Origin of the sequence: Amaricoccus sp. (assembly GCF_017995835.1) — a bacterium.
Classification (GTDB): Bacteria; Pseudomonadota; Alphaproteobacteria; order Rhodobacterales; family Rhodobacteraceae; genus Amaricoccus.
The window spans coordinates 1-13,986 of record NZ_JAGOID010000084.1; the positions used below are offsets into that span (position 1 = coordinate 1).

The 13,986-nt window shown below is 71.0% G+C and carries 14 protein-coding genes; 5 read left to right on the forward strand and 9 right to left on the reverse strand.

The window, feature by feature from the left end; genetic code table 11:
* Positions 1-200: 200 nt before the first annotated feature.
* Both KBA23_RS12475 and KBA23_RS12480 read right to left on the reverse strand, forming a co-directional pair.
* Positions 201-1,241 carry a helix-turn-helix domain-containing protein gene (locus KBA23_RS12475; protein WP_290741404.1) on the reverse strand — a complete coding sequence of 347 codons (1,041 nt, stop codon included), beginning with the start codon at positions 1,239-1,241 and terminating at the stop codon, positions 201-203.
* Between the two features lie 2 nt (positions 1,242-1,243).
* Positions 1,244-2,230: a D-glycerate dehydrogenase gene (locus KBA23_RS12480; RefSeq protein WP_290741406.1), complete on the reverse strand. Its 987-nt coding sequence runs from the start codon at positions 2,228-2,230 to the stop codon at positions 1,244-1,246.
* A 120-nt stretch (positions 2,231-2,350) separates the two neighbouring features.
* Here KBA23_RS12480 and KBA23_RS12485 point away from each other — a divergent pair, with 120 nt between their 5' ends.
* Positions 2,351-2,908 carry an SH3 domain-containing protein gene (locus KBA23_RS12485; protein ID WP_290741408.1) on the forward strand — a complete coding sequence of 186 codons (558 nt, stop codon included), beginning with the start codon at positions 2,351-2,353 and terminating at the stop codon, positions 2,906-2,908.
* A gap of 17 nt (positions 2,909-2,925) precedes the next feature.
* Here KBA23_RS12485 and KBA23_RS12490 read toward each other — a convergent pair whose 3' ends face one another.
* Together KBA23_RS12490 and KBA23_RS12495 are read right to left on the reverse strand one after the other, a co-directional pair.
* Positions 2,926-3,348, reverse strand: a complete 423-nt coding sequence (locus tag KBA23_RS12490; protein WP_290741410.1) for a hypothetical protein — start codon at positions 3,346-3,348, stop codon at positions 2,926-2,928.
* Positions 3,348-3,614: a hypothetical protein gene (locus tag KBA23_RS12495; protein ID WP_290741412.1), complete on the reverse strand. Its 267-nt coding sequence runs from the start codon at positions 3,612-3,614 to the stop codon at positions 3,348-3,350. The genes KBA23_RS12490 and KBA23_RS12495 overlap by 1 nt, the downstream gene beginning before the upstream one ends.
* 167 nt (positions 3,615-3,781) lie before the next feature.
* Here KBA23_RS12495 and irrA point away from each other — a divergent pair, with 167 nt between their 5' ends.
* Together irrA and KBA23_RS12505 are read left to right on the forward strand one after the other, a co-directional pair.
* Positions 3,782-4,204: an iron response transcriptional regulator IrrA gene (gene irrA, locus KBA23_RS12500; protein WP_290741430.1), complete on the forward strand. Its 423-nt coding sequence runs from the start codon at positions 3,782-3,784 to the stop codon at positions 4,202-4,204.
* Between the two features lie 100 nt (positions 4,205-4,304).
* On the forward strand, positions 4,305-5,342 hold the full coding sequence (locus tag KBA23_RS12505) for an LLM class flavin-dependent oxidoreductase (protein WP_290741414.1): 1,038 nt from the start codon (positions 4,305-4,307) through the stop codon (positions 5,340-5,342).
* On the opposite strand, the gene KBA23_RS12510 is transcribed toward KBA23_RS12505, so the two are convergent.
* Genes KBA23_RS12510 through KBA23_RS12530 form a run of 5 tightly spaced genes read right to left on the reverse strand, consistent with a single transcriptional unit; the run spans position 5,336 to position 10,692 of the window.
* Positions 5,336-6,748, reverse strand: a complete 1,413-nt coding sequence (locus KBA23_RS12510; protein ID WP_290741416.1) for an FAD-binding oxidoreductase — start codon at positions 6,746-6,748, stop codon at positions 5,336-5,338. The two genes, KBA23_RS12505 and KBA23_RS12510, sit on opposite strands and share 7 nt — an antisense overlap.
* A 10-nt stretch (positions 6,749-6,758) precedes the next feature.
* Positions 6,759-7,595, reverse strand: a complete 837-nt coding sequence (locus tag KBA23_RS12515; RefSeq protein ID WP_290741418.1) for an ABC transporter permease — start codon at positions 7,593-7,595, stop codon at positions 6,759-6,761.
* A gap of 5 nt (positions 7,596-7,600) precedes the next feature.
* The gene (locus KBA23_RS12520) at positions 7,601-8,428 is read right to left on the reverse strand and encodes an ABC transporter permease (protein WP_290741420.1); all 828 of its coding nucleotides are present in this window, start codon (positions 8,426-8,428) and stop codon (positions 7,601-7,603) included.
* 36 nt (positions 8,429-8,464) lie between these two features.
* A complete protein-coding gene (locus tag KBA23_RS12525) occupies positions 8,465-9,574 on the reverse strand; it encodes an ABC transporter substrate-binding protein (protein WP_290741422.1) in 1,110 nt (369 codons plus the stop codon).
* Positions 9,575-9,597: 23 nt separating this feature from the next.
* A complete protein-coding gene (locus KBA23_RS12530; RefSeq protein ID WP_290741424.1) occupies positions 9,598-10,692 on the reverse strand; it encodes an ABC transporter ATP-binding protein in 1,095 nt (364 codons plus the stop codon).
* 163 nt (positions 10,693-10,855) lie between these two features.
* Between KBA23_RS12530 and KBA23_RS12535 the strand changes: the two genes are divergently transcribed.
* Complete coding sequence (locus KBA23_RS12535) at positions 10,856-12,430, forward strand: amidohydrolase (RefSeq protein WP_290741426.1); 1,575 nt, start codon at positions 10,856-10,858, stop codon at positions 12,428-12,430.
* A gap of 22 nt (positions 12,431-12,452) precedes the next feature.
* Positions 12,453-13,986 (forward strand): amidohydrolase (locus tag KBA23_RS12540; protein ID WP_290741428.1); only part of this gene is annotated, 1,534 nt, incomplete at its 3' end.

Here is a 13,986-nt window from a genome sequence, read left to right on the forward strand (position 1 = left end):
TCCGCTTCTGGGACTATCTCGGCGACCGCCTCCGCATCCCCGGCGCACCCACCATTCCCGCCTTGGATCACCTCATCCGCCAAGCCGCCCTCGCGTAGAGCCGCCCGGCCTTTTGCTCCGGCTACACCTGGAGAGCAGTCGACCGCGCGCGAACGCGCGCGCGGCAAGCAAAGAAGACTCTGCGCGCACCTGCGCGCGCCTCATGGCCGCAAAGGCGGCCCCCGCCGACGCCCCGGCTCGACGACGCCCGGGGCCGGCCGCGCCGGATCGCCCGCGAGTTCCCGCCGGCGGAACTCGGCGCGCAGCTTCAGTCCGGCCTCCGTCAGCGCATGCGGCGATTTCGCGTCCGGGCCGGTCTTCATCGCCAGCCCGCGCCGCTTGAGGTACTGCATCAGCGCGTTCGCAGAGTGCGCCTCTATGCCGAGCTCGCGTGCGAGATCGCAGGAGCGCGCCGGGCCGATGTCCGCCATGCGCGCGAGTACGGCCTGCACACGCGGGGACGACACCGGCAGGCGGCCCGACTCGGCCCGCCGCACCGTCGCCGCACGCTGCGGATGCCGCGACCCGGCCGGCGTCAGCCGGTAGGAGAGCGGCCCGGGAAGTCCAGCCGCCGACACGGGACCGGCCTCGGCGACCGCGAGGCCCGACGCGACGAGGCGGTCCAGAGCGCCATCGACGCTCCCGGACGCTACGTTCCGCACGGCGCGCAGTCGGGTCGCCGTCGTGGCCCCGTCATCGGGAAGCGCCGAGAGCACCCGCGCCGCCGCGTTGGGGAGAAGGACATCCGCGAAATCCGCACGAGCGACGACCCGGGTCGGGTTGAGCGGGTCCGCGGTGCGCAGGATGCCCTGCGCGATGAACCTCACCAGCAGCTGGCTGACGCGCTGCCGGCTGAGCCCGAGTTCGGCGGAAAGCTCGGTCAGCGACCGCGGCCGATCGAGCGCGTTCATGAGCCGCAGAGCCGCCGGCCCGGACGGCGGCGCGATCCGGCCCGGCGCGCCCTCCGCCGTGGCGGCGTCCAGACCGGTGGCTGCGCCCGGCGCCGCCCGCCACGTCCGCCGGCCGCTCCGCCCGTTCGCCGTGGCGACGACGAGCCCACGGGCCTCGAGCCGGGCGAGAGCCCGCCCGGTCGAAGGCAGATCGAGCCCGGCCGCGACCGCGATCCGGCTGAGCCTGTCCGCGCCGTCCAGAAGCGCCGCGAGACACGCGGCATCGGCGACGGCGCGGGCCCTCGCCCGCACACTCACAGCATGGCCGGCACGACCTGATCGGGCGGCCGGTGGCCGTCGGCGAAGGTCTTGACGTTGATGATGACCTTCTCCCCCATCTCGACGCGACCCTCGATCGTCGCCGAGCCCATGTGCGGCAGCAGGAGAACGTTCGGCAGCGCGCGCAGCCGCGGGTTGATGTCGTGCCCGTGCTCGTAGACGTCGAGCCCCGCGCCGGCGAGTTCGCCCGCACGCAGCATCCGCGTCAGCGCATTCTCGTCGATCACCTCGCCGCGGGCGGTGTTCACCACGATCGCCGTCGGCTTCATCAGCTTCAGCCGGCGCGCGTTCATCAGGTGGAAGGTCGAGGGCGTGTGCGGCACGTTGATCGACAGCACGTCGATCCGCGTCAGCATCTGGTCGAGACTCTCCCACCAGACCGCGTTGCACTCCTTCTCGATGCCGGGATGCACCCGCCGGCGGGCGTGGTAGTTCACCTCGAGCCCGAAGGGCTGCGCCCGCGCCGCGATCGCCCGCCCGATGGCGCCGAAACCGAGGATCCCGAGCTTCTTGCCGGCGATGCGATGGCCGAGAAGCGCGGTCGGGCTCCAGCCGTCCCAGTCCCCGCGCTGCATCAGCTGCGCGCCCTCCTGGAGACGCCGCGGAACCGCGAGAATCAGCGCCATCGCCATGTCGGCCGTATCCTCGGCCAGCACGCCCGGCGTGTTCGTCACGATGATCCCGCGCCGGAGGGCGGTCGCCACGTCGATATGATCGAATCCCGCGCCGTAATTGGCGATCAGCTTCAGCTTCGGCCCGGCGCGCGACAGCAGGCTCTGGTCGATCCGATCGGTGATCGTCGGCACCAGCACGTCGGCCCCTGCCATGGCGGCGGCGAGCGCCTCCTGTGACATGGGCTGATCGTCCGGGCTCAGGGTCGCGTCGAAGAGCTCGCGCAGCCGCGTCTCGACCAGCTCGGGCAAGCGACGGGTAACGACGACTTTCAACCGGTTGTCGGCCATGCGGATTCCTGTTCCTCTCGGCGAGCCGTTCGGCTATGATCCGCGGATAATTGCACGGGAAGGTCGGGGATATCCAGACACTTCCCGGCACGCCGAGGCGCCTTGAGCAGGGGTCCCGTCATGGTTCTGTCCACCGTACGCCGTGCTGGCGTGGCCGTCGTCCTTCTCCTGACCGCGGGCCTCGTTCCGGCGGCCCCGGCGCTCGCGGTCGCCGACGCCGATCCGGCTGACGCCGCGGCCGATCCCGCTGTCGGCCCGGTGACGGGGATGGCGATCCCCCGCTTCGTGTCGATGCGCGCTGAGAGCGCCAACGCCCGCCGCGGCCCCAGCCTCGACCACAAGGTCGACTGGACCTTCGTTCGACGCGGCATGCCGCTCGAGGTGACGGGGGAGTACGGCAACTGGCGGCGCGTCCGCGACGCCGAGGGCGCCGGCGGCTGGGTTCACCACACGCTTCTCTCCGGCATCCGCACGGCGCTCGTCGGCGGCGACGCCCCCTCGGCGCTACGCGCCGAGCCCGACGACGCGGCGGCGATTCGCGCCTTCGTCGAGCCGGGCGTGGTGGCCCGGCTCGAGCATTGCCGCGGCGACTGGTGCGAGCTGAGCGTCGACGGCGTCGGCGGCTGGGCGCATCGCGCCGGTCTCTGGGGCGTGTTCCCGGGCGAGACCATCGAGTAGTCCGCCCGAAAAGCGCGTCAGTCGATCCAGAAGTCGTCGAAGTCCGGAGCTTCGCGGGCGTCCTTCGCCGAGGCGCAGAACCGGTCCGGATGCAGGCTTCCCTCGGCGAGGAAGAGGCCGCGGGCGGTGCCGAGCGCCACCAGGATGTCGACGTGCCGCTGCACCAGCGCCTCGGCCGTGGCGCCCTCGGGATTGGCCTGCAGGATGGCGTTGACGGCGTCGGCCACCTGCACCCCGTCGAGCGCCAGGCCTTCGCAGAGGCTCGCCGCCGCGCCGTGATAGGCGATGACGTTCAGCCGCGCGAACTGCTGGTCGGTGATCGAGCCCTCGCGATCGGCCGAAGCGGCCTCCCAGGCCGCCTGGAGCGGATCGGACGCGGCCCACGCCGGCGCGGCCGCGGTCGCTGCGAGAGCCGCGGCGCAGAGGAGACGGGCCCGCATCAGTAGTACTCCCATGTCGCGTTCGCCGCGAAGCTGCCATCCGCGTGATAGCAGGCGCGCTGCTTGTTGTAGCAGGTGACCCCGGGTTTCGGCGAGAAATGGCCGCCGGGATGGGAATGGTGATGGTGGTTGCTGAGCGCGGCCCCGACCGCGATGCCGGCGACCCCGGCCGCGATGGCCGCCGCCGTGGCGTCGTTCGGGAGCGCCGGCTGCGCCAGCGCGGCGAGGCTCGCCGCGAGCGCCGCGACGCAGGTGAGTCGTCTCATTGGAATCCTCGTTCTGGCCCGGACCCGGGCGGGGTGCGGAGTTTGCCACCGCGATGCACGGCGACCAACGATTCGTTGTCCCACCCGGGTCTTGCGCTTTGCTGCTGGCGTTTCCCTCGCGCCTCGCGCTATTCTGCGGCATGGACCGGAAGGACAGGATCGACGACATGATCCCGCTGACGCCGCGCGAGCGCGCGGCGACGTGGCTGGCGGGCGGGCGGCTGCGTCCGACGCGCCAACGCCTCGCGCTCGCCGAACTCCTCGTCGGCGACGGTCGTGATCGGCATGTCACCGCCGAGGGCCTGCACGAGGCCGCCGCCGAGCGCGGCTCTCCCGTCTCGCTCGCGACGGTCTACAACACGCTGCGGGCCTTCTGCGACGCCGGCCTGATCTCCGAGGTCACCGTGGACGGCACCCGGTCCTATTTCGACACCCGCATGGACGACCACTCCCACTACTACTGGGAGGAGGACGGCCGGCTGACCGACGCTCCGGGCGACGCGGTCCTGCTCGCCGGCGAGCCGCGCGCCCCGGAAGGCGCCGTCGTCTCGCGCGTCGACGTGGTGATCCGCCTGCGCCGGACGACCTGACCTCCGGCCGGAGTTCCCGACGGGACATGATGTCGCCATCGTCGCCCCGTTGCGCCGGCGAGGCTGCGGACTAGATCAGGCGGAACCCGGAGGCGACGCCATGATCCCGATTTCCATCCTCGACCTCGCGCCCGTGCCCGAGGGGTCCACCCCGCGGCAGGCGCTGGCGAACACCCTCGACCTCGCCCGCCATGCCGAGGCCTGGGGCTACCGCCGCTACTGGCTCGCCGAGCATCACAACATGCCCGGCATCGCCAGCGCCGCCACCGCGGTCGCCATCGGCGCAGTGGCGGCGGCGACCGCCACGATCCGCGTCGGCGCCGGCGGGATCATGCTGCCGAACCACGCGCCCCTGACCGTCGCCGAGGACTTCGGCACGCTGGCCGAACTCTATCCCGGCCGCATCGACCTCGGCCTCGGCCGCGCCCCCGGCGGCGACCAGGCGGTGATGCGCGCGCTCCGCCGCTACATGGACGGCGCCGACAGCTTCCCGCAGGACGTGGTGGAACTCCTGCGCTACCTCGGGCCGCCGAACCCCGGGGCCGCGGTCCGCGCCATCCCGGGCGAGGGAACCGGCGTGCCGGTCTGGATCCTCGGCTCCAGTCTCTACGGCGCGCAGCTCGCGGCGCATCTCGGACTGCCCTACGCCTTCGCCTCGCATTTCGCCCCGGATGCGGTCGATGACGCCGTCGCCGCCTACCGCCGGATGTTCCAGCCCTCCGACCATCTCGACCGGCCGCGCTTCATGCTGGCCGTCAACGTCTTCGCCGCCGACACCGACGCCGAGGGCCGCCGGCTGATGAGCTCGATGCAGCAGGCCTTCGCCAACCTGCGCCTCGGCCGGCCGGGCCGCCTGCCCCCGCCCGTCGACGACATCGCCGCAACGCTCGATCCCCGGGTTCGCGCCGGCGTCGAGCATGCGCTCTCGTTCTCCGCCATCGGCGCGCCGGATACGGTCCGCCGCACGCTCGACACGTTCATCGAACGCTACCAGCCCGACGAGTTGATCCTGACCGGAACGATCCACGACCATGCCGCCCGGGTGCGCTCCTTCGGGATCGCGGCGGAGGTTCTCGGACCGCGCTCCGACAGCCCCGCGGAAAGCGGCGCCCGGGAGGCGTCCGACGCCGTTCAGTGATCCTGCGTCCGCGGCGCCGTGTCGCCGCGGATGATCTTGCCGGGGTTGAGAAACCCCTCGGGGTCCAACAATCGCTTGATCGCCCGCGACAGGTCCTGCTTCACCGGATCGGCGTGGCGTTCCCAGGCGTCCCGCTTCTCCAGCCCCACGCCGTGCTCGGCCGAGAACGACCCGCCGGCGGCGACGAGGCCGGCATAGAGCACGTCCTCGATCGCCTCGTGCGCCGCGTGGGAAACCGGCCCGTCGACGGGGACGGTGATGTGCAGGTTGCCGTCGGCGAGGTGCCCGAAGACATAAGGCCCATAGCGCGGGTCGAGGGCGGTCAGCTCCGCCTCGATGCGCGCCACGTAGGCGTCGAGGATCCCGCCGGGAACGGAGACGTCGAAGGACGGCGGCAGCTTGTGCATCCGCTCGATCAGCTCGGTCTCCTCGCGCAGCCGCCATATCCGCCGCGCCTGCTCGTCCGAGGCGGCGACCACGCCGTCAATGATCCCGGCCTCCTCCCAGATCTCGGCGAGCCCCTCCTCCAGGGCCGCACGGGCGGCGGCGTCGTCGCCCGCCGCCACCTCGAGCACGAGGACGCAGGGCGCGTCGATCGGCAGCAGGCCGGCGTCGAAGCCGAGCGCGCGGCGCATGAACTCCGCGAAGCGCCGCCACAGGATCTCGGCCGCCCGCAGCGACCCGTCCCGCGACACGAGGAACCGGCCCACGACGCGCTGGGCGCTCGCGGCGTCCGGCACCCCGACGAGCGCGGTGGCCGAGGCGACCGGCAGCGCCTCCAGCCGCAGCGCCGCGCGGGTGACGATCCCGAGCGTGCCCTCGGCCCCGATGAACAGATGCTTCAGGTCATAGCCGGCGCTGGTCTTCAGGACCCGCGTCAGGTCGTGCAGGGTGCGGCCGTCCGGCAGCACCACCTCGAGCCCGAGGACGCGGTGCCGCATGGTGCCGTTGCGGAAGGCCATGGCGCCGCCCGCGTTGGTCGAGATCATGCCGCCGATGGTGCAGCTGCCGCGGGCGGCGAGGTCGATGCCCGGGTCGAGGCCCACCGCGGCGCACTCCTCCTGCAACGCCGCCAGCGTGACGCCGGCCCCGACGACCGCCACCCGCGCCGCGGCGTCGATCTCCGTCCCGCGCAAGGCGCCGAGGTCGCAGATGACCTGTCCCGCCTCGGTCGCGGACGCGCCGGTGAGACCGGTTCGACCGCCCTGCGGCACCAGCGCGATCCCGCGCGCGCCGCACCAGCGCACCAGCGCCGCCACCGCGTCGGCGTCGGGCGGTCGGACCAGCGCCGCGGCGGCGAAGTTGCGCGCGTCCGCGCCGGGGTCGCGCGAGGCAAGTTCGTCCGGCCCCCACACCGTGGCGCCGGGAAGGGCGGCGCGAAGACCGGCGATCAGGGCGTCGTCCATCGCCGCCCGGTCAGCCGGCCTTGCGCGCCCGCGCGGCGTTCCGCCAGCGCAAGATGTCGCGGGTGAGGATGGCGAGGACGGTGATGCTGATCAGGATCACCGAGATCGCCGCGATCGCCGGGTCGATGTTGTCGCGCATCCCGTTCCACATCTGCCTCGGCAGCGTGACCACGTTGAAGGAGGTGATGAAGAGCGTCACCGCGATTTCTTCCCATGACAGGATGAAGGCGAGGAACGCGGCCGAGATGATGCCGAAGCGGGCGTTGGGCAGCACCACCCAGAAGATCGACTGCCAGAGCGAGGCCCCGAGCCCGCGCGCCGCCATGTCGATGCGCTTGTCGACCCGCGAGAGCGCGACGAGGAAGGTGACGAGCGCAAAGGGCGTCGCCACCACGACATGCCCGAGCACCACGCCGCCGACGGTGTCGAAGGCGATCCACGGCATCACGTCGACCATCGAGGTCTCGAAGAAGTAGATGATGATCGCGGAGACCACCGGCGGCATGACCATCGGCAGGAAGACCAGCGCCGCGAGCGCGATCGAGAAGCGGTTGCGGACGTACCACAGGCCGAGCCCGAAGAGCACGGCGAGGAAGGTCGAGATGGCCGAGGCGATGACGCCGATGATCAGGCTGAGCCGGATCGACTGGCCCCAGATCGGGTTGGTGAACAGCGCCTGGTAGTGGCGCAGCGAGTATTCGCCTTCCGGCATGGACAGGAACCGCTGCGCGGTGAACGACACCGGCACGATGGCGACGAGCGGCATGAGCAGGAAGATGATCGCGATGTACACGATGACGGCGCTCATCCAGCCCGGCTTGTCGGTCCCGAGTTGCTGCTTGGCCATGCGCGTCACCCGAACAGCTTGTCGAGCCGCACCACCTTGTGCAGCACGAAACCGAGCAGGACGACCACCACCAGCAGCATCACCGACAGCGCCGAGGCGAGACCCCAGTTCACCGTCTGGAAGAGCTGGAGGTAGATGAACTCCGCCACCATGACGCTGCGCCCGCCGGAGAGGATCGCCGGGGTGATGAAGAAGCCGATCGCGAAGACATAGACGATGAGGGCGGCGCCGATGATGCCGGGCAGAGTCATGGGCACCGTCACGGTCCAGAAGATCCGCATCCGCCCCGCCCCGAGCCCGCTCGCGGCCTGGAGCACGCGGGCGTCGACCTGCCGCATGGCCGAGGCAAGGGGAAAGACCGCGAAGGGCACGAGGAAGTGCGTCATGCCGACGATGCTGCCGAACTCGTTCCGGACCATCGTGATGGGTCGCGAGATCAGCCCGATGTCCATCAGCGCGCTGTTGATGATGCCGTTGTTGCGCAGCAGGATCAGCCAGCCGAACGCCCGGATCAGCACCGAGATCCAGAACGGGATCAGCACGCAGTACTCGATCAGCCGCTGCCGCCCCGGCGGTCCGAACACCCAGTTGTAGGAGATGGCGTAGGCGAGCGTCACCGAGGCGATCGTGACGATGGCGCAGACCCGGGCGGTGCGGATGACGACCGAACGCACCGTCTCGTCGGTGAAGACCCGCACGTACTGGCCGAGGCCGACCTCGGGGTCGGTGAAGCTCCACTTCGCGACCCCGAGGAACGGCAGCACGTAGACCAGGACGAGAAGCAGCGGCAGCGGCGCGAGCAGGATCGCGTAGCGCCCCCAGGTATTCGACATCGCGGCCGCCCTCCCTTGTCTTGTTTGTGCCCGGCTCTACGCGGAGACGAGCGCCAGCCACTTCTCGAGCGCGGCCGTGTAGTTGTCGGCGTACCAGTCCTGGTCGAGCTGGACCTGCACGGCGACGGCCTCCGGCGACACGCAGTTGAGATGCCGCTGGTCCTCGGGAATCAGTGCGTCGGCCTCCGGGTTGGCGGGGCCGTTGCGGAGCATCTCGAACAGCACGACCTGGCTCTCGGGCTTCTGCGTGCTCGCGATGAAGTCCATCGCCACGTCACGCCCGGCGGGATTGCCCTTGAGCGTGATCCAGCTGCTCGGGTTGAGGAAGGCGTTGTCGAACTTCCACTTGATGCGGCCGTCGGTGTCGCGCGACAGCAGGCTGGCGCGCGTGTTCCAGACATAGCCCATCGCCGCCTCGCCCTCCATCAGGAGCTGCTGGCTCTCGGCGCCCGAGCCCCAGAAGCTGATGATGTCGGGCTTGAGGGCCGCAATCTTCGCGAGCGCGCGGTCGAGGTCGAGCGGATAGAGCTCCTCGGGCTTCACCCCGTCTGCGATGAGCGCCGCCTCGACCATGCCGTTCATCCACTTGTACATGGTGCGCATTCCGGGGAACTTCTCGACGTCCCAGAAATCCGCCGGAGTGCTCGGGCCCTCGTCGCCGAACATCTCCGAGTCGTAGGCGAGCACGTAGCTGAAGAAGTAGGACGGCGTGACGAACTCGCGATCCCAGCCGGGGCGGATCTTGGCGCGGTCGATCTTGTCGTAGTCGAGCGCCTCGAGCAGGCCCCTGTTGCCGAGCGAGAGCCCGACGTTGGCGTCGGCGTCGATCGCGTCCCAGATGATCGTGTTGCTGGCGATCTGCGCCTGGATCGCGCCCTCCGTCGGGCCGCTGCCGTCGATGCGCACCGGGATCCCGGTCGCCTCGGTGAAGGGCACGCCGAAGGCGTCGCCATACGCCTGGATCGCGTCGCCGCCCCAGTTGGCGAGCACGAGCTGGTCGGCCGCGAACACCATCTTGCCCCGCAGCGTCAGCGGCACCGCGAGCAGAGCGGACGCCGCCTTGACGAAGTTGCGCCGGCTGATCTCCCCCGCCGCGGCGCGGCGCAGGAGAATCTCGAAGCAGTCCTGCTGGAAGTGATTTTTCATGTTCCCCCCTGAAGTCCCTGTCGTCATTCGTCGTCGGCGAGGATGTAGCCGCCATCGACCGGCCAGCAGACCGTGACCTCGGAGCCGATCGGAAGCGCGGCCGCCTCGGAGCGGTCCGGCACGGAGAGCACGATTCGCTGCCCGGTAGGGAGCACGACCTGAAGGTTCATCTCGGCGCCATTGTAGACCTTGTCGGAGATCGTGCCGGCGAGCGCGTTGTCGCCCGCCCCCGGCTCGCCGACGCGCAGATGCTCCGGCCGCACGGCAAGGACGAGATGATGCCCCTGTCGCGCGCCCTCCGCGATCGGGGCCGAGATCGCCGCCTCGCCGTGGCGCCCGGTCGCCCGGCCGGTGGAGAAGGCGCAGTCGGTGATCGGCACGAGGTTGATCCGCCCGAGGAACTCCGCGACGAACCGGCTCGACGGACGCAGGTAGACCTCGCGGGGCGATCCGATCTGCATCAGGCGGCCGTGGTCGAAGATCGCGATCTGGTCCGAGAGCGCCAGCGCCTCGCTCTGGTCGTGGGTGACGAACACGAAGGTCGTGCCCGTCTCGCGGTGGACACGCTTCAGCTCGGTCTGAAGGCCCTCCCGCAAGCTCTTGTCCAGCGCCGAGAACGGCTCGTCGAGCAGCAGCACCGCCGGGTCGAAGACCAGCGCGCGCGCCAGCGCGACGCGCTGTTGCTGCCCGCCCGACAATCCGTCCGGCCGCTTGTGCGCATGGCCGGCCAAGCCGACGCGCTTCACCATCTCGTCGACCCGCTTCGCGATGTCGGCCGAGGGAACCTTGCGCACCTTGAGCGGGAAGGCGACGTTGTCGGCGACGCTCAGGTGCGGAAAGAGCGCGTAGCCCTGGAACACCATGCCGAAGTTGCGCTTGTCGGCCGGCCGGTGGGTGATGTCGACCCCGTCCTCCTCGATTCGCCCGCTCGTCGGGTCGGTGAAACCCGCAAGCGACATCAGGAACGTCGTCTTGCCCGAGCCTGACGGTCCGAGCAGCGTCACGAACTCGCCGGCGCGAATGGTCAGGTTGAGGTCGCGAAGCGCATGAAACGAACCGTAGGCCTTGCCGAGATCGACGGCGCTGAGTTGCGACGCTCGGTGTTGGTGTGCGGCCAAGGCTTTCCTCCCCCGGAGTTCCCGCCGCGACGATAGAGCCAATCTCCGAGCCACCGCAACGGTTTTCAGGCGCCTCCCCATGCGACCCACATACGCCCCTTCCCCCGGCGCGATCGCGGCACTAGCATGAGCCCGGATCGGCGCAGGGGAGGAGGTCGGGCCCATGTCGGAACGCGAGGCGGTCGCGACGCGTTGGGTCGACGAGAACGCCGCCCGGCTTTCGGAATGGACCCGGACGATCTGGGACAAGGGCGAGACGGCGTGGCGCGAATACGAGTCCGCCGCGTGGTATGTCGCGCTCCTTCGCGCGGAGGGGTTCGAGGTCGAGGAAGGCTCGGCCGGCATGCCGACCGCCTTTGCCGCCCGGTGGTCGAACGGACCGGGCGCCACCGCCGCGGCCTATGCCGAGTATGACGCCGTCCCCGGCAACTGCCAGGCCGCCGCCACCCGCCGCGCGCCGCGCCCGGGCCTGAACGCCCATGCCGGCGGCCACACCGACCCCCACTCCGCCCTCGGGACCAGCGCGCTCGGCGGCCTCCTCGCCGCCAGGGCCGCAATGGAGGCGACCGGCGTGACCGGCACTCTGCGCTTCTTCGGCGAGCCCGCCGAGAAGGTCCGCGGCTCCAAGCCCATCCACGCCGCCGCCGGCTACTACGACGGCATCGACGGACTGATCAGCTTTCATCCCTGCTACATGCTGCCGCTCTGCAACACGGTGAGCTGGGACACCCATTGCGGGGCCGCCTATGCGATGGTCTACCGGTTCGCCTGCGACAGCCCCGAGACGTGGCTGCCGCGAACCGAGGGCCAGCCTATCCCGCAGGCGCACAGCGCGGTGCGCGCCCCCGGCGCCAACGACGCGCTGTTCTACATGTACAACGCCTCGAAGGCGCTGCGCGATTCGATCCTGCCCCATACCGGCGGCTGGTCGATCAGCGAGGCGATCCTGACCGCGGGCCAGGCCACGGCCGACAACCTCCCCGCCCGCCTCGCCGAGATCCAGTACATCCTGCGCGTGCCCACGGTGGAGATGGCCGAGCAGGCCACGCTGATCCTCGATCGCAACGCCGCCGCCGCGGCGCAGCTCGCCCATTGCACGGTCGAGCGCATCTGGGTCTGCAAATCCCGCCCCGGCCTCGCCAACCACGCCATCTCGCGCATGGTCTACGACAAGCTCGCCGCGGTCGGCGCGCCGCGCTGGGGCGAGCGGGCGAAGGAGATCGCGCGCGAGATCCAGGCCGAGCTCGGCCTCGCACCGATGGCCGACCCGTTCCTGCCCGACTGCGAGCAGCTCATGGACCCCGAGGAGGCCGAGCGCATCCTCCGGCGCGACCTGCCGCCCAGTCAGGTCAACTACACCTCCGACGACTACACCGACATGTGCTGGCACACGCCCACGGCGCGGCTCTACGTCGCGCGGCCGATGCTCTCCGGCCCCGCGGGCTTCGCCTATCCCGACTGGGCGATGAACGCGCTCGGCGGCATTCCCGAGACGATCGACCCGATGGTGACCTGCGCCGCCAAGACGGTGGCGCATTCGCTCCTCGCCATCCTCGCCGACGCCGACCTCCGCGCCGCCGCCCGCGCCGAGTTCGAGGAGCGCACCGGCGGGGGCGTCGGCGGCGCCCGCTGGCTCGCGCCGCTCTGCGACTACCCCCCGCCGATCGGCCTGCGCTGGCCCGAATACGTCACGACCGTCCGTGGCCGCGAGTGGTGGATCCCGACGGCCGGATACTGAACCGCAGAAGAAGGACGTTCCCGTGCGCTCACTCTACGACCATCGTCCGAGCCATGCCGCGCGCAGCGCCTGGGCCGACCTCGCGCTCGTCGGCGGGCGCATCTGGACCGGCGATCCCGGCCTGCCCTGGTGCTCGGCGCTCGCCGTGGCGGGGGGGCGCATCGTCGCGCGCGGCGAGCGGGCCGACATCGACCACGCCATCGGCAGCGCAACCCGCGTGATCGACCTCGGCGGGCGCTTCGCTATGCCCGGCCTCTACGACATGCACACCCATCCCGATCTCGCGCTTGCGCCCCGCTATGCCGAGGATCTCGACATCGGCATCGTCGACCCCACGCCGGACCAGGTCCGCGACGCGGTGCTCGCCTACGCGGCGCGGCATCCCGGGCGGGAATGGGTCTACGGCCAGTACTGGGTGCGCTACACCTTCCGTCAGGCCGGACTCGTCCCCGGCCGCGAGTGGCTCGACAGCGTTCTCCCCGACCGGCCGGTTGCGCTCCTCGACCGGATGTGGGGCACGATGATGGTCAACTCCGAGGCCCTGCGCCGCGCCGGGATCACCGCGGCGACGCCCGACCCGACCAACGGCTACATGGAGCGCGACCCGGTCTCGGGCGAGCCGACCGGCCTGATGATCGACGGCGCCTATGCGATGATCCACGCCGCCATGCCGCCGACCCCGGTGCCGGTGCTCCAGGCCGCCTACCGCGACGGCGTGCGCTACCAGTCGGCCCGCGGCGTGGTCGCGACCAAGTATGCGCATGTCTGCGAGAACCGTCTCGACGCGCTGCGCAACCTCGATCACGCGGGCGAACTGACGCTGCGGGTCGAGGCGACGATCAGCTGGCAGGACGACATCTTCCCGGTCAAACGCCGCTGGGAGCTGCTCGCCGGCGAGCGGCACTACTACCGCTCCGCCCGGCTCAACGCCAACGCGGTCAAGTTCCACTTCGACGGCACGGTGGAGCCGCGCTCGTCGTTCCTGATGACGCCCTGGGCGGGCAACGACGCCTGGCTCGGCAAGCTCAACCTGACGCCCGAGCACCTCGCCGACATGGTCTGGGACATGGACCGCAAGGGCATCCGCGTCGTCGCCCACTGCACCGGCGACGGCGCCTCGGACACCTTCCTCGACGCCGTGGCCGAGGCGCGCCGCCGCCCGGGCGGGCTCGGCATCCGCCACCAGTGCGCCCACAGCACCATCCTTTTCGGCTCCAACCTCGCGCGGTTCCGCGAACTCGGCGTCACGGCCGAGTTCTCGCCCGTATCGTGGTACCCCTCGCGCTTCGTCTCCGGCGCGCGCCAGGGCTACGGCCCCGAGCGGCTCGCGCGCGCCTACAACATCAAGGGCGTGCTCGACGCCGGCGGCGTCGCCGTCATCGGCACCGACTGGCCGGTCAGCGTGCTCGATCCCTGGATCGCGCTCGAGACCATGGTCACCCGCGCCAACCCCTGGGGCGAGGTCGAGGGCACCTTCGGCGAGCCGATCCCGCTCGAACAGGCGGTCCGGGTGATGACCCGAAACGGCGCCTGGTCGATGGACATCGACCAGGCGC